This window comes from Marinobacter sp. CP1 (assembly GCF_001266795.1).
Classification (GTDB): Bacteria; Pseudomonadota; Gammaproteobacteria; order Pseudomonadales; family Oleiphilaceae; genus Marinobacter; species Marinobacter flavimaris.
Map to the genome: position 1 here is coordinate 1,753,091 of NZ_CP011929.1, position 18,081 is coordinate 1,771,171.

Annotated in this window: 16 protein-coding genes; 12 read left to right on the forward strand and 4 right to left on the reverse strand. The window is 59.7% G+C overall.

Translation table 11 applies throughout. From position 1 onward, the window contains the following. Nucleotides 1-6: 6 nt before the first annotated feature. Complete coding sequence (locus ACP86_RS08230) at nt 7-1,992, forward strand: ribonuclease R family protein (RefSeq protein ID WP_053113280.1); 1,986 nt, start codon at nt 7-9, stop codon at nt 1,990-1,992. 61 nt (nt 1,993-2,053) lie between these two features. Further along, complete coding sequence (locus ACP86_RS08235) at nt 2,054-2,257, forward strand: hypothetical protein (RefSeq protein WP_008172739.1); 204 nt, start codon at nt 2,054-2,056, stop codon at nt 2,255-2,257. A gap of 10 nt (nt 2,258-2,267) precedes the next feature. On the opposite strand, the gene ACP86_RS08240 is transcribed toward ACP86_RS08235, so the two are convergent. Continuing rightward, entirely contained in the window at nt 2,268-3,161 is an 894-nt protein-coding gene (locus ACP86_RS08240) for an acyltransferase (RefSeq protein WP_053113281.1), read from the reverse strand. 225 nt (nt 3,162-3,386) lie between these two features. On the opposite strand from ACP86_RS08240, the gene ACP86_RS08245 reads away from it, so the two are divergent. Next, nucleotides 3,387-4,538: an alpha/beta fold hydrolase gene (locus ACP86_RS08245; RefSeq protein WP_053113282.1), complete on the forward strand. Its 1,152-nt coding sequence runs from the start codon at nt 3,387-3,389 to the stop codon at nt 4,536-4,538. 153 nt (nt 4,539-4,691) lie between these two features. Here ACP86_RS08245 and ACP86_RS08250 read toward each other — a convergent pair whose 3' ends face one another. Further along, the gene (locus ACP86_RS08250; RefSeq protein WP_053113283.1) at nt 4,692-5,363 is read right to left on the reverse strand and encodes a haloacid dehalogenase type II; all 672 of its coding nucleotides are present in this window, start codon (nt 5,361-5,363) and stop codon (nt 4,692-4,694) included. A gap of 133 nt (nt 5,364-5,496) precedes the next feature. Between ACP86_RS08250 and ACP86_RS08255 the strand changes: the two genes are divergently transcribed. From ACP86_RS08255 to ACP86_RS08275, 5 genes are all read left to right on the forward strand, one after another. Then, on the forward strand, nt 5,497-6,720 hold the full coding sequence (locus ACP86_RS08255) for an alpha/beta hydrolase (RefSeq protein ID WP_053113284.1): 1,224 nt from the start codon (nt 5,497-5,499) through the stop codon (nt 6,718-6,720). Nucleotides 6,721-6,753: 33 nt separating this feature from the next. Beyond that, nucleotides 6,754-7,665: a LysR family transcriptional regulator gene (locus ACP86_RS08260; RefSeq protein WP_008172727.1), complete on the forward strand. Its 912-nt coding sequence runs from the start codon at nt 6,754-6,756 to the stop codon at nt 7,663-7,665. 243 nt (nt 7,666-7,908) lie between these two features. Beyond that, nucleotides 7,909-9,129 carry a Bcr/CflA family multidrug efflux MFS transporter gene (locus ACP86_RS08265; protein ID WP_053113285.1) on the forward strand — a complete coding sequence of 407 codons (1,221 nt, stop codon included), beginning with the start codon at nt 7,909-7,911 and terminating at the stop codon, nt 9,127-9,129. Nucleotides 9,130-9,199: 70 nt separating this feature from the next. Beyond that, nucleotides 9,200-9,697, forward strand: a complete 498-nt coding sequence (tpx, locus tag ACP86_RS08270) for a thiol peroxidase (RefSeq protein WP_053113286.1) — start codon at nt 9,200-9,202, stop codon at nt 9,695-9,697. A gap of 224 nt (nt 9,698-9,921) precedes the next feature. Further along, nucleotides 9,922-11,259 carry an MATE family efflux transporter gene (locus ACP86_RS08275; RefSeq protein WP_227507848.1) on the forward strand — a complete coding sequence of 446 codons (1,338 nt, stop codon included), beginning with the start codon at nt 9,922-9,924 and terminating at the stop codon, nt 11,257-11,259. Here the strand turns inward: ACP86_RS08275 and ACP86_RS08280 are convergent. Further along, on the reverse strand, nt 11,245-11,670 hold the full coding sequence (locus tag ACP86_RS08280; RefSeq protein ID WP_008172718.1) for a thioesterase family protein: 426 nt from the start codon (nt 11,668-11,670) through the stop codon (nt 11,245-11,247). The genes ACP86_RS08275 and ACP86_RS08280 overlap by 15 nt on opposite strands. A gap of 292 nt (nt 11,671-11,962) precedes the next feature. Here ACP86_RS08280 and ACP86_RS08285 point away from each other — a divergent pair, with 292 nt between their 5' ends. The 4 genes from ACP86_RS08285 to ACP86_RS08300 all read left to right on the forward strand — a co-directional run bounded on the left by ACP86_RS08285 (nt 11,963) and on the right by ACP86_RS08300 (nt 16,726). Next, nucleotides 11,963-13,600, forward strand: coding sequence for an MBL fold metallo-hydrolase (locus ACP86_RS08285; RefSeq protein ID WP_053113287.1), 1,638 nt, complete (start codon nt 11,963-11,965; stop codon nt 13,598-13,600). A 191-nt stretch (nt 13,601-13,791) separates the two neighbouring features. Further along, nucleotides 13,792-15,177 carry a succinylglutamate desuccinylase/aspartoacylase family protein gene (locus ACP86_RS08290; protein ID WP_053113288.1) on the forward strand — a complete coding sequence of 462 codons (1,386 nt, stop codon included), beginning with the start codon at nt 13,792-13,794 and terminating at the stop codon, nt 15,175-15,177. A 45-nt stretch (nt 15,178-15,222) separates the two neighbouring features. Next, nucleotides 15,223-16,191 (forward strand): DMT family transporter, encoded by a 969-nt coding sequence (locus ACP86_RS08295; protein WP_053113289.1) that lies wholly within the window; start codon nt 15,223-15,225, stop codon nt 16,189-16,191. After that, nucleotides 16,184-16,726, forward strand: coding sequence for a carbohydrate-binding protein (locus tag ACP86_RS08300; protein WP_008172708.1), 543 nt, complete (start codon nt 16,184-16,186; stop codon nt 16,724-16,726). Before ACP86_RS08295 ends, ACP86_RS08300 begins: the two co-directional genes overlap by 8 nt. Before the next feature lie 18 nt (nt 16,727-16,744). On the opposite strand, the gene ACP86_RS08305 is transcribed toward ACP86_RS08300, so the two are convergent. After that, on the reverse strand, nt 16,745-17,929 hold the full coding sequence (locus tag ACP86_RS08305) for a MalY/PatB family protein (protein ID WP_053113290.1): 1,185 nt from the start codon (nt 17,927-17,929) through the stop codon (nt 16,745-16,747). Nucleotides 17,930-18,081: the final 152 nt, after the last annotated feature.

Sequence of the window (18,081 nt, forward strand, 5' to 3'; positions counted from 1 at the left end):
TACTTCATGCTCAATGCCGACGCCCTCAGCCAGTTGCGCCAGCTGAAATCGGATATCAAGGACAACAAGGTGGTTTTTCCCGGAACAGTCAAAGCCACCAATGGCCGCTTCGGATTTGTTGCGCTCGACGAAGGCCGGGATGTCTTCCTGCCACCCGAGGAAATGCAGAAGGTGCTGCCCGGGGACCGGGTGAATGTCACCGAGCAGGAGGTTGAGAAAGGCAAAACCCAGGGTGTTGTGGACGAACTGCTGGAAACCCGCCTGAACACCTTTGTTGGCCGTTACCTGGTGAAAGGCAAAGGCCATTTCGTGGTGCCCGAAACCCCGGGCATCAACCGCTGGATCTTCATTCCCCCCAAAGAGCGAATGAACGCCCAGCAGGACGATTACCTCTACTGTCAGATTCACAAGCATCCGATCAAGGATGGCAAGGGCCAGGCCAAGGTACTGCGGGTAATCGGCAAGGCGGGAGAACCCGGTATTGAACGCTCTTTCACCCTGGCTACCTTTGATCTGGCCGACACCTGGCCGGACGCGGTGCGTACACAGGCCGACAGCCTCAGTGAGAGTGATATCGAATCCCGGGAAGCCGGGCGGGAAGACCGCACGGATCGCCCGTATGTGACCATCGACAGCCCGGGCACCCAGGACATGGACGATGCCCTGCTGGCCGAACCCAACGCCACCGGCTGGACGCTGTCGATCGCCATTGCCGACCCGACCGCTGTGATCGAAACCGACAGCCCCGCGGAGCAGGAGGCGTTCAATCGCGCCACCGCCATTTACTTCCCGGGCGAACCCCTGCCCATGCTGCCTGACAGCATCAGCACCCGCCTGTGCTCTCTGATGCCAGACGTGAAGCGGCTGGCTCTGGTATGTGATCTTCAGGTTAACAACGATGGCAGCCTGGGCGACTACAGCTTTCACCAGGCGGTTATCCAGTCCAAGGGCAAGCTCAGCTACGAGCTCGTCTCAAACCTGATCGAAGGTCGGGAGGACGATGAGATCAAGGCACTTCCGGACGACGTTGCCAACAGCCTGGACCAGTTGCACCAGGCAGCGACAGCACTCAGGAAATGGCGCAGTGAACATGCGCTGCTGAGCGGCGACCGGCCGGAATTCCGCCTCCGGCTCGATGAAAACAAACGCATCCGGCTGATTGAACCGTCCGTCCAGAATGAAGCCCATCGGCTGGTGGAAGAGTGCATGGTCGCCGCCAACCGCTGCGCCGCAGACTTCCTCGCCAACCAGACTGCAGGGTTGTTTATCCAGCACCCCGGGCTACGGGATGATCGCGCCGACAACATCCGGGCACTGATCGACAGCCACGCACCACATCTCTCGGGGGTTGATGCCCATCAGGCCGAAGGCTTCCGGAAACTGATGAAAGAAACCGATGCCCTGGAAGCCGAGGTGCCGGTCAAAGCCATACTGTCCCGCCAGCTGGCCCGGGCCGAACTGAGCTTCAAGCCCGCGCCTCACCAGGGTATGGGCCTGGACGCCTACACCACCTTTACTTCGCCACTGCGCAAGTTCTCGGACTTCTATGTCCACCGGCTGATCAAGTCGGCGCTGTGGGACACCCCCATGAAGGCCTTGACCGAGGATCAACTCGAGGCCCTGCAGGCTGCACAGATCCGCGCCCGTCAGGCGGCAAACAGTCTGGAAGCCTGGCTCAAGAGTGACTTTGCCAAAACACTCGGCGAAGAACCCATGAGCGGTGTGATCAGCCGCACGGTGCCCGCCGGTTTCTTTGTACGGCTGGATGCCAACGGATTGGAAGGGTTCGTCAGCTGCAAGGATCTGGATGGCAAATACAGCTTTGACCCGGTCACTCTTCGCCTGATCCACAACAAGAACGGCCGAATCTTCCAGCTGGAGCAGCCGGTAACGGTAAGCTTTGCAGGCGTGGACGAAGAACGCAGGCAGATCAACTTCAAGCTGGTGGAAGCACAGGAGATCCCGACCGGGACCGGCTCCGACGACGGTTGAAAAACCACACGGGCAGGCGCATCGTACTTACAAGGACATATTCCTTTGATGGAGGTGCGCCATGCCCATCAGCCCTGACGAATTTCTGAAAAAGTACGGTTTTGACAAGGAAGAGGAAGAGCGGGACCACAGCCTGCGCCACAACGCCATGGAGCACGCCAAGCACCTGCGCCGGCCCCATGCGGGGACGCCCCACGACTGGGAAGAGTGGGAGCGCTACAAGCAGGAACACCCGGATGAAGTGGAAGACGACTCCGACAGCTGATGCCCGGTAATTACCGGGCCAGCATCCGCTCCAGCCGTTCATCCTTCGCCTGCCACTGATCCCCCAGCCAGTTTTTCACGTTCCGGCGGTGCTCTGCATCCGTTGAGTAGTCCCGGCCTTTCAGATGCTCCGGGATATCAACGGTGTGGATTTCCATTTTGACTTCCTTGACCCGGCCAGAGATAAATTCCCAGAAGGTGGGTGCTCCGTCCGGATAGGCGATGGTCACGTCCACCAGGGTCTGGATCGAATCGCCCATGGCGTCGAGCACGAAGGCGGCACCGCCAGCCTTGGGCGTCAGCAGGTGCTTGTAGGCCGACTTCTGTTTGTCGTGTTTGGCCTGGGTAAACCGGGTGCCTTCGACAAAGTTCATCACACTCACCGGGGTGTACCGGAACTTCTCACAGGCCCTGCGGGTTGACCGAAGATCCTCGCCCCGCTTCTCCGGATGTTTGATCAGGTATTCCCGGGTGTAGCGCTTCATGAACGGGAAATCCAGACCCCACCACGCGAGGCCGATCACCGGCACCCAGATCAGCTGCTGCTTGAGGAAGAACTTGAGGAACGGCGCCCGATGGTTGAACACCCGCTGCATGGCGAAGATATCCACCCAGCTCTGGTGATTGGCCAGCACCAGGTACCAGCTTTCCCGCTGGAGGTTTTCGGCACCTTTCACATCCCATTTCGTGCCATGGGTCAGCTTCATCCAGCCGGTGTTGCAGGCAACCCAGGCTTCCGCGATCCAGATGATGACCCGAGTACACAGGACCCGGAAGCCCTGGATGGGGATGATGAGTTTGAGAATGGCCGGGATGTAGAGCAGGATGCACCAGAACAGGGTGTTGATTCCCAACAGGATAGAATTGAGTACACCGATGACGGGGGCAGGGAGAAAGCTGAGCATGGCGGTCCTGTTTCTGGTTATTGTTTCCAAATAGGGGCTAATGATAGCAACCACAGACCGCATTGGGCAGTGGCCTGAAGTGACCGGTTTGCCCACCGGTTTGGACACTTCTGCCATGGTGATTTGCGCCTCACCATGGATAATCTCGATGTCTGGCCTGCGAGACGGGACAGTAGAAGTTCGGTAATCCGTATAGTGAGCGTCAAATTCTCCATGGACATTCCCATGCCCAATCTCTTCAAATCCGCCGCTGACCGGGCGGCAGGCGTTACCCGGCAAACGGCCCTTTATGCCGGCAACGCTTTCGACCGGGTGTTCCGGGCCGCCAGTCTGGTGCAGGCCGGGCAGACGCCGTTTGAAACCCTGTATACCGATGGTCTGGTCAGCCTGCGTTACTACCCACCACTGGCCGAGGATTTCATCGAGCTGGAAGGCGAGACCATTGCGGTTGAGCGCACGGCCCATAAGACACCGATTGTGATCGTGCCGCCCCTGGCGGTGAATATGCTGATCTACGATCTGTTTCCCCAGCGCAGTCTGGTTCGGTTTCTGCGTGCCAAGGGATTTGAGGTGTATCTGATCGACTGGGGCATGCCCACGCGGGAACACAGTCACTACAACCTGCATACCTATGTGGCCGAGTTGCTGCCGGCCTACCTGAACCGGGTTCGGGAGCATAGCGGTGAACAGGAGTTGTCGCTGCATGGCTGGAGTATGGGTGGCATGTTCACGCTGTTCTATTCCGCGCTCAGCAACGATCAACATGTGCGCAATGCCATTGTGCTGGGCTCGCCGATCGACAGCCATGCATCCGGGATCCTGGGGCTTGTGAATCAGCGCATGGCGGATGTGGCCGGGTTTGTGCGGAAACGCACCGGGTTCCGGCTTCACGATGTGAAACCTCACTGGTTTCATACCCCCGGCTGGGCCAATACCATCGGGTTCAAGCTGACCAATCCGATTGCCAGCGTGATGAGTTACTGGGAATTGATCATCCGTCTGGGTGACCGGGAGTTTGTCACCAGTCACGCCACCACATCGGCGTTTCTGGACCGTATGGTGGCCTACCCCGGCGGGATCATTCAGGACACGGTGGTGCGGGTCTGGATCGACAACCAGTTGTCCAAAGGGGAAATACAGATCGGCGAGGATGTTGCCAGGCTGGACAATGTGAGTGCCAACTTACTGGCCATCGCCGGGGGCGACGACACGCTCGTGACGCCGGGTGCGGCCAAGCGGGTGATGGATCATGTGAGCTCTACGGACAAGACGTTCCGGGTTGTGCCGGGTGGCCATATGGGCATCCTTGCCGGGAGCAAGGCGCCTCGTCAGAGTTGGCTGGAGTTGGCGGAGTGGTTGGCTTTGCGGTCGGACTGAGTTTTCTGCTTGGGATGCTTTGGAGTTTGCCGGCGAGTGTTGGGGTAGGCTTTCCAAAACACGCTACGAGCACATCCATGTGCGCTTGTTTCGGGCCATCCTTGGCCCTCTACAGTTTTGGAAAGCCTACCCCAACACCCGCCTCCGCTGGCATCAGAGGTTCTTCAAGGTTGCCTCTAGTTCTGAAAGACTGTTGATTACAGCAGACGGCTGAATACCCCAATCTTCAAACACCTTGTTCGGATCTCTTTGAACCCAGATTGCGAGTAATCCTGCAGCTCGGGCTCCGATTACATCCCACGCGTTACTGGACACAAGGCACAGGGGCTTTTCCCAGGAACCGGTTGCACGCCGGGCATAGGTGTAAACGGCAGGATCGGGTTTGAAACTCTTGATATCGTCTACCGATACCAGACCCTCAAATTGGTCGAGCAAGTCGTTGTGCCCGAGCACTTTCTCCAGTGCCGGATAACCGCCATTGGAAAACGCGAACAGCGGATACTGCCCTTTCAGTGTTTTCAGCGCCGGCAAGGCATCGTCAAACGCGGGCAGAGACAGGTAGGCCGCCATCAGGGCGTTTTCGTGCTCTTCGGACAGGGTCAGTTTGTGGGTTGCCATGGCGTAGCGCAGAGCTTGGCGGGTGCAGACACCGAAATCTTCGTAGACTTTCATCAGGCCCTTGCGGAACGAGAATTCCAGCTGTTTCTCCCGCCACAACGCGGCTACGCCCTCTGCCCTGTCACCAGCGTCTTCCGCCAGCAGGCGGGACATGCCCATGGGGTCAACCAGGGTTCCGTAAACGTCGAAAGCGAGGGTCATGGTCATCGGTGGGGCTCCTCATCCGGAAGGGGGTTCGGGGTCGTATACTGCAGTCACAGTATCGAGATTTGAACGATCACTCAACACAGTCAGCAATGACGACAGTAATGACCAAAGGGGCGAAACCCACACGCCGGCTATGACTATCCTCAGGACTTTACTTGTTTTACTGGTGCTGGCCGCCACTGCCGCCTGCGCCACCAGCACTCAACTCTACAGCCCCGGGCCCTCAACCCTGGGCGCCGAGCCGGTTACCGACTTCGACCGCTACGTGGAATCTGTCAAAGCCTATGTCGATACCAATCTGGTGCCGGTTTACGGGTTTGAGCGGGAGCAGCAGGTGCAGTGGAACCTGCCGTACCGGCTGGCACCGGCGGCGGGTTGCAGCTCCGGGGATCGTGCCGGGATCCTATTGGTTCACGGCCTGAGCGATTCACCCTTTGTGTTCCGGGATCTGGCCCGTTACCTGGCGGATCAGTGCGTTGAAGTCCGGACGCTGTTGCTGCAGGGACATGGCACCCGGCCCGGCGATATGGTGACGGCCAGCGCCGAGGTCTGGCGCGAACAGGTACGCAATCACTTTATTGCCCTGTCGCAGGAGGTGGATCGGGCGTTTATTGGCGGTTTTTCTCTGGGCGGGGCACTGGCCACAGATTACGCGCTTTCAGAGACCGGTCCTCGACCGGCGGGTCTGATTGCGGTTGCACCGGCCTGGCAGCTTAACGGTTTGCGGGACTACCTCTGGCTGGCGCCCATCGCCGACGTGTTTGCTGATTTTGTAGAGAAGGAGCCCGAACTTAATCCGGTGAAGTACGAGTCGTTTTCCTTCAACGCCGGCAGTCAGATCGGCGACGTTATATCGGCGGCGCAAAGCCGGATAATCCAGAAGGAAAGCCTCGATATGCCTTTGTTCCTGGCCGCCACGGAGGCCGACTCGGTGATCAATCTCGAGTATCTGGTCACGCAATTCCGGGAGCGGTTTAGCAATCCCGGGAATGCCATGATGATCTTTCGGGATACCCGTAAACCCTGGCCGGTCGCTCAGGCCGATGAGCGCATCCGTTTCCTGAGCAGTTATCTGCCTGATGCCAATATCCTGGAATTCTCTCATCAGTCCCTGCTGATTGCGCCAGACAACGAACTCTACGGCCTGGGCGCGCCACTGCAGCGATGCCTGGAACCGAATAACATCTCTCTGGAGGGTTGCCGGCAGTTGCCGGAGGAAGATCTCTGGTTCAGTGCCTGGCACGACACGGAGCGTCCGGTGTATACCAGCCGGCTGACTTACAACCCCTGGTTCGACGATCTGGCAGAGGCTGTTGGAACATTCATTCAGGCAAACGAATCCCGCGAGGCGCCGTAGCGCCACCGCAGGCATCGGGTTACACTGCCATTCATGAACCCGATTGATACATTCAACCTGGATTTCCGGGCCCTCAGCACCTTTCTGGCGGTGCTTGATGAAGGCAGCGTGTCCCGCGCGGCAGTCAGGCTGGGCGTTACCCAGTCTGCGGTGAGTCACACGCTGGAACGTCTGCGCCAGGCCCTGGGCGACCCCCTGTTCGTGAAGTCCGGGCGCGGCATTGTGCCAACCCGCTACGCACTTCAGGCCGGGCCCCATATCCGCCAGATTTTGGATGACCTGCAGTCGCTGTCCTCGGGCCCGCCGTTCAGTCCCGCCACGGCAGAGTTCACCTTCACGATTGCTGCCAATGACTACCAGCGGGACCTGCTTTTGCCGGGCCTGGTGCGAACGTTGCGGCAGGAAGCTCCGGGCATCAGCCTTCAGGTGATTCCATCTGGCATTCCTCGGGCAGACCTTTTGCGGAAGGATGTCTGTGATCTGGTGATTTCTCCCCACGCGCCGGAGGCGACGGACATTATGCAGCGGGGCCTGATGGCCGATCGCATGGTGGTGTTCTATGATCCTGAACACCGGAAACCGCCAGCGGATCTGCCGGAATACCTTAAGGCAGACCACATTGCCCTGTTGTTCGCCACCGGCGAAAAACCGACTGTGGAAACCGCCATGGACACCCGTGGTCTGGTTCGTCGCAATGTGGTGACGGTCTCCAACTTCTCCGGCCTACCGGAGTTCCTCCGCGGAACAGATATGCTTGCTACGGCCCCGGAGGGCATGAGCAAACACTTACTCCGGGACTTCGCCTGGGTTCCGCTACCTTTTGATTTCAAACCCTTTACCCTGCTAATGCTGTGGCACCGCCGCAATCAGAACGATCCCGCCCACAAGTGGCTGCGCAACCAGGTGAATGCCGTTGCCGCTACCCTCAACGGTCTTAAAAGTTAATCAATTAGTTTTGCTCATAGGTTGTATGAGCTTTGCTGGCGTTATCTTCTTACCTCCTCTCACCTAGACTGCCATTACTCGGCGGTCGGCCAGGTTGGGAAAGGCTTTCCAAAACACGCTACGAGCACATCCATGTGCGCTTGTTTCGGGCCATCCTTGGCCCTCTACAGTTTTGGAAAGCCTTTCCCAACCTGACCTGTCGTTACTCTTTCGGTAACTCTCTGAAAACGCATTAGGAAACACATGCTGACTTTGACCAGTGTCTGGACAACGATACTTCTTGCCGCCGCTGTGGCCCTTGGGCCGCTGGCAACGGACATGTATCTGCCGGCACTGCCTCAGATTGGTTCAGACTTTGGCACCGGTACCGATCAGGTTCAGCTGACGCTGAGTCTGTATATGGTCGGCTTTGCCATTGCTCAGCTGATTTGCGGTCCGTTGGCAGATCGCTTTGGTCGCAAGCCGATCATGATTGGTGGTTTCGTGCTTTTCGCCATTGCCAGCATTGGCTGTGCCCTGGCGTCGAACATCGAAACGCTGATTCTGTGCCGTTTCCTGCAAGCGCTTGGTGGTTCTGCCGGCCCGGTCCTGGGTCGGGCGGCGATTCGGGATATTTACACGCCCCGCGAAGCCGCCAAGATCCTTGCCATCCTGGCCAGTATCATGGCCCTGGCGCCGGCAGTTGCGCCGACCATTGGTGGTCTGCTAACCGCCAGCCTTGGCTGGGCTTCTGTATTCCTGGCGTTGGGTGGCTATGCCCTGGTCATGGCGTTGGTGGTGGCCTTCGGCATTCCCGAGCCGATGCGGCCTGAACATCGCCAATCGCTGAAGCTCTGCAGTCTGCTGCGTAACTATCGGATCATCGCAAAGGACATCAGCTTCCTGGGCTATACCCTGACCAATGCCCTGATCTTTTCCGGACTGTTTGCGTTCCTGTCTGGTTCTTCGTTCGTCCTGATCGATTTCCTGGGCGTGCCAACAGAACAGTTCGGTCTTTACTTTGCGTGCATGGTGGCCGGTTATATTGTCGGCAACCTGACCGCCGTCCGTCTCGGCCGTCGTCTGTTGCCGGACCAGATCCTGGTGCGCGGCCTGATTATCGCCGTGGCTGGCGGCAGTCTGATGGCCGTGCTGGCCCTTAGTGAAGTGTTCAACGTCTGGGCGGTTATCCTGCCCCAAGCCCTGTTCATGATCGGCACCGGGATGGTCCTGCCCCAGACCATGGCCGGCGCCCTGGCGAACTTCCCCACCATGGCCGGCTCCGCCTCGGCCCTGTTCGGCTTCACCCAGATGGCCGTTGCGGCCGTCGCCGGTATGCTGGTGGGCCACCTGCACGATGGCACTTCTCTGGTCATGGCCCTGATCATTGCAGCCTGCGCCGCCATCGCCACGGGCTGTTATCTGGTACTGGTTCAGCGTTATCCTGCGAAAGGTTTCGAGCCACAAGGCGCGACCGGCAATTAAGGCAAAATCATCCAAAGTGGTCTACACAGAGTACTTAACACTCTAAACCAGACACCGAGGAGCAAAGACTATGAGCAGCGTTAACCTGGACGGCAATCCCATTGAACTGAGCGGCAAATTTCCCGAAACAGGCGACAACGCGCCTCCCTTTACCCTGACCAACAGCGGCCTGGAAGAAGTCAAACTCGACAACTGGGCCGGCAAGCGCAAGATCCTGAACATCATCCCCAGCATCGACACCGGCGTCTGCGCCGCCTCCACCCGGAAATTCAACGAAAAGGCTGGCAGCCTGGACAACACCGTGGTCCTGGTCGTCTCTGCTGACCTGCCCTTCGCCGCCGCCCGATTCTGCGGCGCCGAAGGCCTGAAAAACGTCGAAACCCTCTCCACCTTCCGGAACTACAGCTTCCAGCAAGACTACGGCGTTGCCATTCAGGACGGCCCCCTGGCCGGTCTCTGCGCCCGGGCAGTGATTGTACTGGACGAAAACAATAAGGTCGTCCACAGCCAGCTGGTCGATGAGATCAAGAACGAGCCGGATTACGATGCGGCGTTGAAGGCGCTTTAAGCCCTCAAATTCAAAATCTGGCAGTTGGAAACACCACCAACGATCCGGGCAAAGGTGCCGGAACGACTTACCAGGAGTGTGCATTGCCAGGGATGGCAATGCCAAGCCCCCAGGGATGGGTTCACGGCGTCTCCTGGTAAGTCGTTCCGGCACCTTTGCTAACACCGAAAGCCAGACCTGTTAGAATCTCGCCCCCAAGCCAAACCGAAGGCCCACAACACCCCGTGCAGACCACCACCCAGAACCCATCCCTGGCCCGCCAGCTCTACAGCATGACCTGGCCCATGCTGTTCGGCGTGTTGTCCCTGATGACCTTCCAGCTGGCCGACAGTGCCTTCGTGGGTCAGCTTGGCCGGGACCCGCTGGCGGCATTGGGCTTCACCCTGCCGATGCAGCAACTGATCATCGGCCTTCAGGTGGGGCTGGGGATTGCGACCACCGCGATTGTCTCCCGCACCCTGGGTGCCGGCGATGAACTGCGCGCCTACCGTCTGGGAGGCCTGATCATTACCGTTGGCGGCAGCCTCGTTTTTGTCATCTGCGTGGCTCTGTGGTTTCTGCAGGGGCCCATCATGACCGCGCTCGGCGCCGAAGACTCACTACTGCCCCTGATCCGGCAGTACTGGGTTCCCTGGCTGATGGCCGCCTGGACCGGGGCATTCCTCTATTTCGGCTACAGTGTGTGTCGCTCCCACGGTGACACAAAATTGCCGGGGTACATGATGGTGGCCACGAGCCTGACCAACATCGCCCTGGACCCGCTCTACATCTTTGTTTTCGGCTGGGGACTGCCCGGCGCCGCCTGGGCGACCATTACCTCGTTCGGAATCGGCTGTCTGGTGATCTATCCGAAACTTCTGAAACGCCACTGGATCCGGTTCGACCTGCGCGAGCTTGCCCTCTGGAAGGCCCTGAAACAGCTCAATGGCATCATGGCTCCGGCCATGGTCAGCCAACTGATGCCGGCTGTCTCGGCCATGCTGGCGACAGCCTTGGTGGCCGGCTTCGGCTCCGCCGCCGTTGCCGCCTGGGGCCTGGGCACCCGTCTGGAGTTTTTCTCAATTGTGGTGGTGCTGGCCCTGACCATGTCGATGCCGCCGATGATTGGCCGGTTATTGGGTGCCGGGGATATCGAGCAGATCCGTAAACTGGTGCGCCTTGCGGTCCGGTTTGTGGTGGTCTGGCAGCTGGCCATCGGCCTGACCTGGGTGGTGGCTTCCGGGTTGGTGTCGGAACTGTTCTCCAGCGACAGTGATGTTCAGAAGGTTCTCGCCGGTTATCTGGTGCGGGTGCCGCTGAGCTACAGCGGTCTGGGCGTGTGCATGCTGATGGTGTCGGTGTGCAATGCCCTCGGACTGGCGATGCGGGCCCTGCTGGTGTCCACCCTGCGCCTGTTCCTGTGCTTCCTGCCCCTGCTCTGGATCGGTAGCCAGATCAACGGGGTCTATGGCCTTATGAGTGGTGCGCTGGTGGGCAATCTGTTCGCCGGCGCCATGGCTTACAGCTTCTACCGGGCCGGCATGACGCGTTTGAAGGCGGAGCTCGCCTCAGGCAAAGCGTGAGCGGAAGCTCTCGGGTACCGGCACCACTTCCTTGCGGTGGTAGTTGAAGAAGACGAATCCGTATTTGGCCAGTGCCACCGGCTGGCCGCTCTCGGCCTTGGTGACCCGGAATACGAAATCCCCGCCATACTTGTTGAAGTCCATCAGACCCACTTCAAAGCGCAGCATTTCCGGGAAGAAGGACTCGGACTGGTACATGGTGGCCAGGTCGGTGACGATAATGCCGGTGCCGTCCTTGCTGGCTTCCTGAATGCCATAGCTGACCAGGAACTGGGCCCGGGCCTCGGAGAGCATGGAGATGAGGGCGTCGTTGCCGAGGTGGTTGGCGCCGTTGATGTCGGTGATTCTGACGGGCATCCTGGTTTCGAAGCAGAAGACGTCGTCCGGGAAGGAGAGTTTGATTCGGGCCACGGGGGTTCCTGTTTTCACTGGGTATCTTGGGGCAAATCATACGCTGTTCGACTTTAGTGTTCATCTCAAGACGCCCAGTCCCAAATCGGTTATCTTGCTATGAGACCTCCGCGCCGATGGTTTTGGTGGAGCGACGGCAGGGAAGGGCTTTCCAAAACACGCTCCTTGCGGCACGTCCATGTGACGCTTGACTGTCGCCATCCCTGGCGACAGACAGTTTTGGAAAGCCCTTCCCTGCCATCGTTCGTATCACTCCCGCGCACTGACAATAAATATTTGAAGATGGAGTTTTATGGATATTCGCCCTGCTGCCACCTTGGTTCTGGTTCGAGATACAGCCGAAGGCCTTGAAGTCCTGCTGCTGCAACGCACCTGGGACGCCGTGTTTATGCCCGGCTATTTTGTATTCCCTGGCGGGCGAGTCGAGGAAAACGAGACTCACGGGCAGGACCATATTATCGGGCCCGGAGACGCCGAGATCAGTCAGACCATGAGTGTCGATGAAGGCGGCGCGGACTATATGTTGGCGGCGGTTCGGGAGTGTTTTGAGGAGTCCGGGGTTCTGGTTGCGGTGGATAAACAGGGCAACCCGATATCCGGGGATCATCCGGCCCATGCGGATCGGAGGTCGGTGTTCGACGGCGATCTGTCTCTGGCCAGTCTGTGCAAAAAGCACGGCTTGGCGCTTCCGCTGGACAGGCTTGCCTATCTCGGCCACTGGATTACGCCGCCGGGGCCGCCGAGGCGTTTCGATACACGGTTTTTCGTGACGCCCGCTCCGGAAGGTCAATTGGCCGGGCACGACGGTATCGAAACCATCGATCATGTCTGGATCCGCCCGGAACAGGCCCTTGAGGATCATCGGAACGGCCAGCGGTTGCTGGGGTTGCCAACGATTCGGACGTTGCGGGTGCTGAACGGGTTCGAGACCACCGATGCGCTGATGCGCTATGCCCACGCCAACCCGCCCGAGCCCTACCCCAACCAGCCCTGGCCGGCGGTCAAAAAGGGTAAGCCGGTGACGCTGGAGCCGGGAGCGCCGGCCTATGATGAGGCCGCGAAGCTGGATCCGGAAGGTGAAGGCTCGACCCGGGCGGAGATTAATCCCGGAGAGGCGGTTGAGGTCGCGGCCCGTGTCACCCGGCTGACGGCGCCCAACCCGGGGATGATGACCGGGCCAGGGACCAACACTTACATTCTGGGCCATGAACGCTTCACGGTGATCGACCCCGGCCCCGCCAACGAGTCCCATATCGAGCGAATTCTGGAGGTGACCGGTGGGGTGATTGATCAGGTTGTGGTTACCCACACGCACCAGGATCATTCGCCGGCGGTTGCGGCCCTGAAAGAGCGCACCGGTTGCCGGGTGTTCGGTTGGCCGGCGCCCCCGGGTGCCGGCCAGGACCAGACCTTCCGGGCCGATGATGAACCGGAGCACGGTGATCTGATTGTGACCGAAGCCGGGCTCCTGAAGGTGCTTCATACCCCGGGTCATGCCTCGAACCATCTGTGTTTTCTGCTGGTCGACCAGAAGCTGCTGTTTTCCGGTGACCACATCATGCAGGGCTCAACGGTGGTCATTAATCCGCCGGACGGCGACATGAAGGCCTACATCGAGTCGCTCTACGAGCTGCTGGCCGAATCCATTCGCTACATTGCGCCGGCACACGGCTTCCTGATGGGGCATCCCGAGGCCGTCATCGATTTCCTGATCACCCACCGTCTGTCCCGTGAGCACAAGGTGGCCCGTGCGCTGGAAGCCCTGGCTCCAGTGGATCTGAAAGCTCTTACCGCAAAAGCCTATGACGATGTTCCGGCCGCCATCCACGGCCTTGCGGCACGGTCAGCCCTGGCGCATTTGCTGAAACTGGAGGCCGAGCACAGGGCGTTCCGGGAGGAAGATCTGTGGCATGTCGTACACGACAGCTAACGCGGGAGTAACGAAAGCACACGGGATTTCGCAAAACACCCATATTTTTAATCACTTTTCCGGCGTATAACTGTTTTTGTTATAACTTGGCCGGATTTCATGAAAGTGGCATTAAACCTTTGTCACAGCAGTATTCATGACCGCCAGAGGCACTCTATCCTTGAGCGCACACTGACGAACCGTGAGGAAATATGCTGTTTGAGCGGCTTCAAAAACCGTCCCCCCGGATCCTGCTTATTGGCCTGGTCATACCCTGGCTGTCTGCACCTGTTCTGGCTGAAACCGATTCGGCAAAGGCCAGCAAAAAATCCGAAGTGCTGATCGCGGAACTGGCCGAGGACGAGAGCGTCGAAGACGTTGAACAGTCGGCCCCCCTGCAGACCAAAGGGAAGGACAACAAAGCCCGTCAGCCGGCAGTCCCACAGGGCGGAGCCGGTATCGATACGCCCTCGGCCGGTTCCCGCAAGGTAGCCCCGAACATCGATCTCAAGCAGGTTGCGCCGCCACCGGAGGCACAGGTTTCAGCGCCCGCTGATACCGATGCAGATGCCGCAGAATCCGAGGTCATGGCAACCGAAGCGGTGGCCGAACCCGAGCCGGAGCCCGAGATTCGCGAAGGCGAGGTCTTCACGCTGTTGGACAATGATGTTCTGCCCGGTACCTCGACCCGCCTGGCCTGGACCCCCGGCATCCAGATTGCCGGGCTGTCCCAGACAACCCCGGTTCTGGTGGTCAACGGTATCAACGCCGGCCCGACGCTGTGCCTCACCGGTGCTGTTCACGGGGATGAGTTGAACGGCATCGAGATCATCCGCCAGACCATGTATGACCTGAACCCGGAGAAGCTGTCGGGTACGGTCGTGGGTGTGCCGATTGTGAACCTGCCGGGATTCCAGCAGGGCAGTCGTTACCTGCCCGATCGCCGGGATCTCAACCGGCATTTCCCGGGCAGCCCCGATGGCAGCCTGGCCGACCGGATTGCCCACTCACTGTTCGAGAACGTGATTCGCAAGTGCGACATGCTGGTGGACATCCACACCGGCTCACTGAAACGCACCAACCTGCCGCAACTTCGTGCCGACATGAACAACCCGGACGTGGCGGAATTCACCCGGGGCTTTGATCGCATGGCGGTGGTGCACAGCTCTGGTTCTGGTGGCATGTTGCGCACGGCCGCTGTGGAAGCCGGTATTCGCACCGTCACCCTGGAGGCCGGAGAATCCCACCGCATCCAGCAACACCAGATCAGCGCCGGCGTGAACAGCCTCACCAGTCTGATGGAGCGTCAGGGCATGATCTCCCGGATGTTCGTATGGGGCGATCCGGAGCCTGTCTATTACGATTCCGACTGGATCCGCGCGGACCACGGCGGGATTCTGTTCAGCGAAATTGAGTTGGGGGCAAACGTATCGGAAGGAGAGATTCTCGGTTACGTCTCCGATCCGATCACCAATGCCCAGCACCCCATCCGGTCTACCACCGATGGCCGGGTTATCGGTATGGCCGTGGACCAGGTAGTGATGGCCGGTTTTGCCGCCTACCACATTGGTACGGAGGCAGAAGTTCCCGGAGAGTAGTATGCTAGGCTTTTTTCGGGCCTCACCAACCCCACAGGAGCCTTTGTGTCTTCCGAGAACGCCGGAGTCTTGTCACGAATTCCCGGCCTGGCCTACATCGGGCTGGTTCTTACACCTCTGTTCTGGGCCGGCAACGCCGTTGTCGCCCGGGGCACGGTAGAGAACATTCCGCCGCTCTCCATGTCGTTCTGGCGCTGGGTAATCGCCCTGGCCATCCTGCTGCCTTTCGGCCTGCCGGGTATCTGGCGCCACCGCGACGTTATCCGCCAGCGGTTCGGTTCCATGCTGGCCCTGGCGACCTTCAGCGTGGGGGCGTTCAATACCCTGCTGTACCTGGCGGCGACCACAACCACCGCGACCAACATTGCCCTGATCAACGCCACCATCCCCATTTTTGTGGCACTGCTGGCCTGGATTCTCCTAGGCGACCGCACCCGTCCGGTCCAGGCCTTCGGGATCGCACTGGCCATCACCGGCATCGTTACCGTGATTGCCCGCGGTGATCTCTCGGTGCTCACCAGCCTTCAGGCCCAGCCGGGGGATCTGATCATGGTGGCGGCGGTGTTCAGCTGGGGCCTGTTCTCGGTGCTACTGAGACGGCAGGCCGTACCACTGCCTGCACTAACGTTTCTGACCACCCAGATTCTCCTCGGCACACTGGTCGTCCTGCCCTTCTATCTGACGGATCTGCTGTTCTTCTCTGGTGGCTTTGAGCTGTCGCAAAGCACCGCCATGCCGTTGCTGTACTTCGCCATCTTCCCGGGGATCCTGGCCTATGGATTCTGGAACCACGGTGTGCATAAAATTGGTCCGGCCAGGGCGGCCATCTTTATGTACCTGACCCCTGTGTTTGCCACGGTTCTGGCCGGCATTTTCCTGGCCGAATCCCTCGGGCTGTTTCATGTTATCGGCGGGGCACTGATCCTGGCCGGGCTGGTGCTGGCCACGCAGACCCGGAAACACACCCACTACCCAACCCCGGAACGCTCAGCAAAAGGAGACCCCCATGATTAAACCTGTGCCAGGAAACTCTCACCGCTTCTTTTGCCTGGTTCTGGTCCTGTTGGCCGCTGGCCTGTCGGCGCCGGCTGCAGCGGAACCCTGTGATCCCGAAGAGTCAAAGTGGGTGCCTACCCGCTATTATCCAGCCGGTGCAGCGGTCTTTCACAAAGGCAGTTGGTATGAGTCCCGCGAACTGCACGAGGGCCTGGAGCCCGGCATTACGTTCGACTGGAAAGAACTGGATTCTGTGCCGGACTGCGAGGGCCGTAAGCAACCGGTTGACCAAACCCGGACCGGAGACGGCCAGAAAGGCACCGAGGCCGGCCAATCCGTTGGCAAGAGCAAACGGGGCGAGACGTCTTCCGGCATGTGCGTAAGACCGGACCCGTGGCTATTTTCCAGAAGCTACACGGTTGGCAGCCTGGTCACCCACGGCGGTCAGATCTGGGAGGCTATCCGGGCAACCAATGGTGACATGCCCGGCATGAACAAGCCTCCTCGCTGGCAACTGGTGGAGGATCATTGTTCCCTGGAAGGCCAACAGTAACGAGGAACGGGCAACTGACTAGAGAGCCGCTTCAATGCGGCCGATGACCTCTTCCAGAACCGATCTGGCGCAGCCGATGTTCAGGCGCATAAAGCCACTGCCCGGGTCGCCAAAGGAGAGTCCGGGGTTCATGCCCACACGGGCTTCCCGGACAAAAAAGCGTTTCAGGCCGGCATCGTCAAGCCCCAGTTCGCGGCAATCCAGCCACATGAGATAGGTGCCCTCCGGAGCGGACACGCGAATGGCGGGCAGGCGCTGGCCAACAGCCTCCACCACATAGTCCCGGCTGGCCTGCAGATAGGCCATCAGATCGTCCAGCCAGGGGGCACCATGGCGGTAGCCGGCCTCAAACCCGGCAATACTGAACGGATTGCACTGGGGCAGATGCATGGATTCAAACACGTCCTTCATTGCCTTGCGCCGGTCCGCATCGGGAATAACCAGAGCCGACAGGCCGAGGCCGGGCATGTTGAAACTCTTGCTCGGTGCGACCGCCGTTACCAGTGCATCTTCAGGACCGGCCAGCTTCGCCAGCATGGTGTGGCGGGGTTTATCCGTGAAGGTCAGGTCACAATGAATCTCGTCGGAGACCACCACCAGCCGGTGCCGGCGAGCAATATCCAGCACCGCCGTCAGTTCTTCCTCCGACCAAACCCGGCCAACCGGGTTATGGGGCGAGCACAGCAGCAGGATCCGGGCATCGGGGCGGGCTGCGCACTGCTCCAAGTGATCAAGATCCATGCGGTAGTGGCCCGGGTCTCCGGTGTCCGGATCCTCCGGCACCAAGGGGTTTTCGATCACCACCCGGCCACTGTGCCGCACCGAACTGAAAAACGGCGGATAAACCGGCGGCTGGATGATGACGCCCTCACCGGGTCCCGCGTAGGCCATGCACGCGGCGTTGATCGATGGCACCACGCCGGGCGCCATCAGTATCCACTCGCGCCGGATCTCCCAGTCATGGCGACTGGCAAACCAGTCGATCATCGACTGGTAAAGACTGTCCGGAAACAGGGTGTAGCCATAAACCGGATGTTCCGCCCGCTCCCTCAACGCACGGGTGACAGCCTCCGGTGCCGCGAAATCCATATCGGCCACCCAGACCGGGATAACATCCTCGGTGCCAAAAACCGCCTTGCGGGCATCAAACTTGACGGAACAGGTGTGTTCCCGGGAAACCGGCTGATCAAACGGGCTGGACACAGGGACTCTCCAGGGCAGATAACAACATTGGAAAACGGTATTGTGGTGGGCCCGAACGGCCATCGCAACCGTCGGCTGCCGATGTCGCCACCGTGTCCATATCCGGCTTTGGTCGAACATCGTCGATAAACACTTGCCCAAGCAGGGCGATA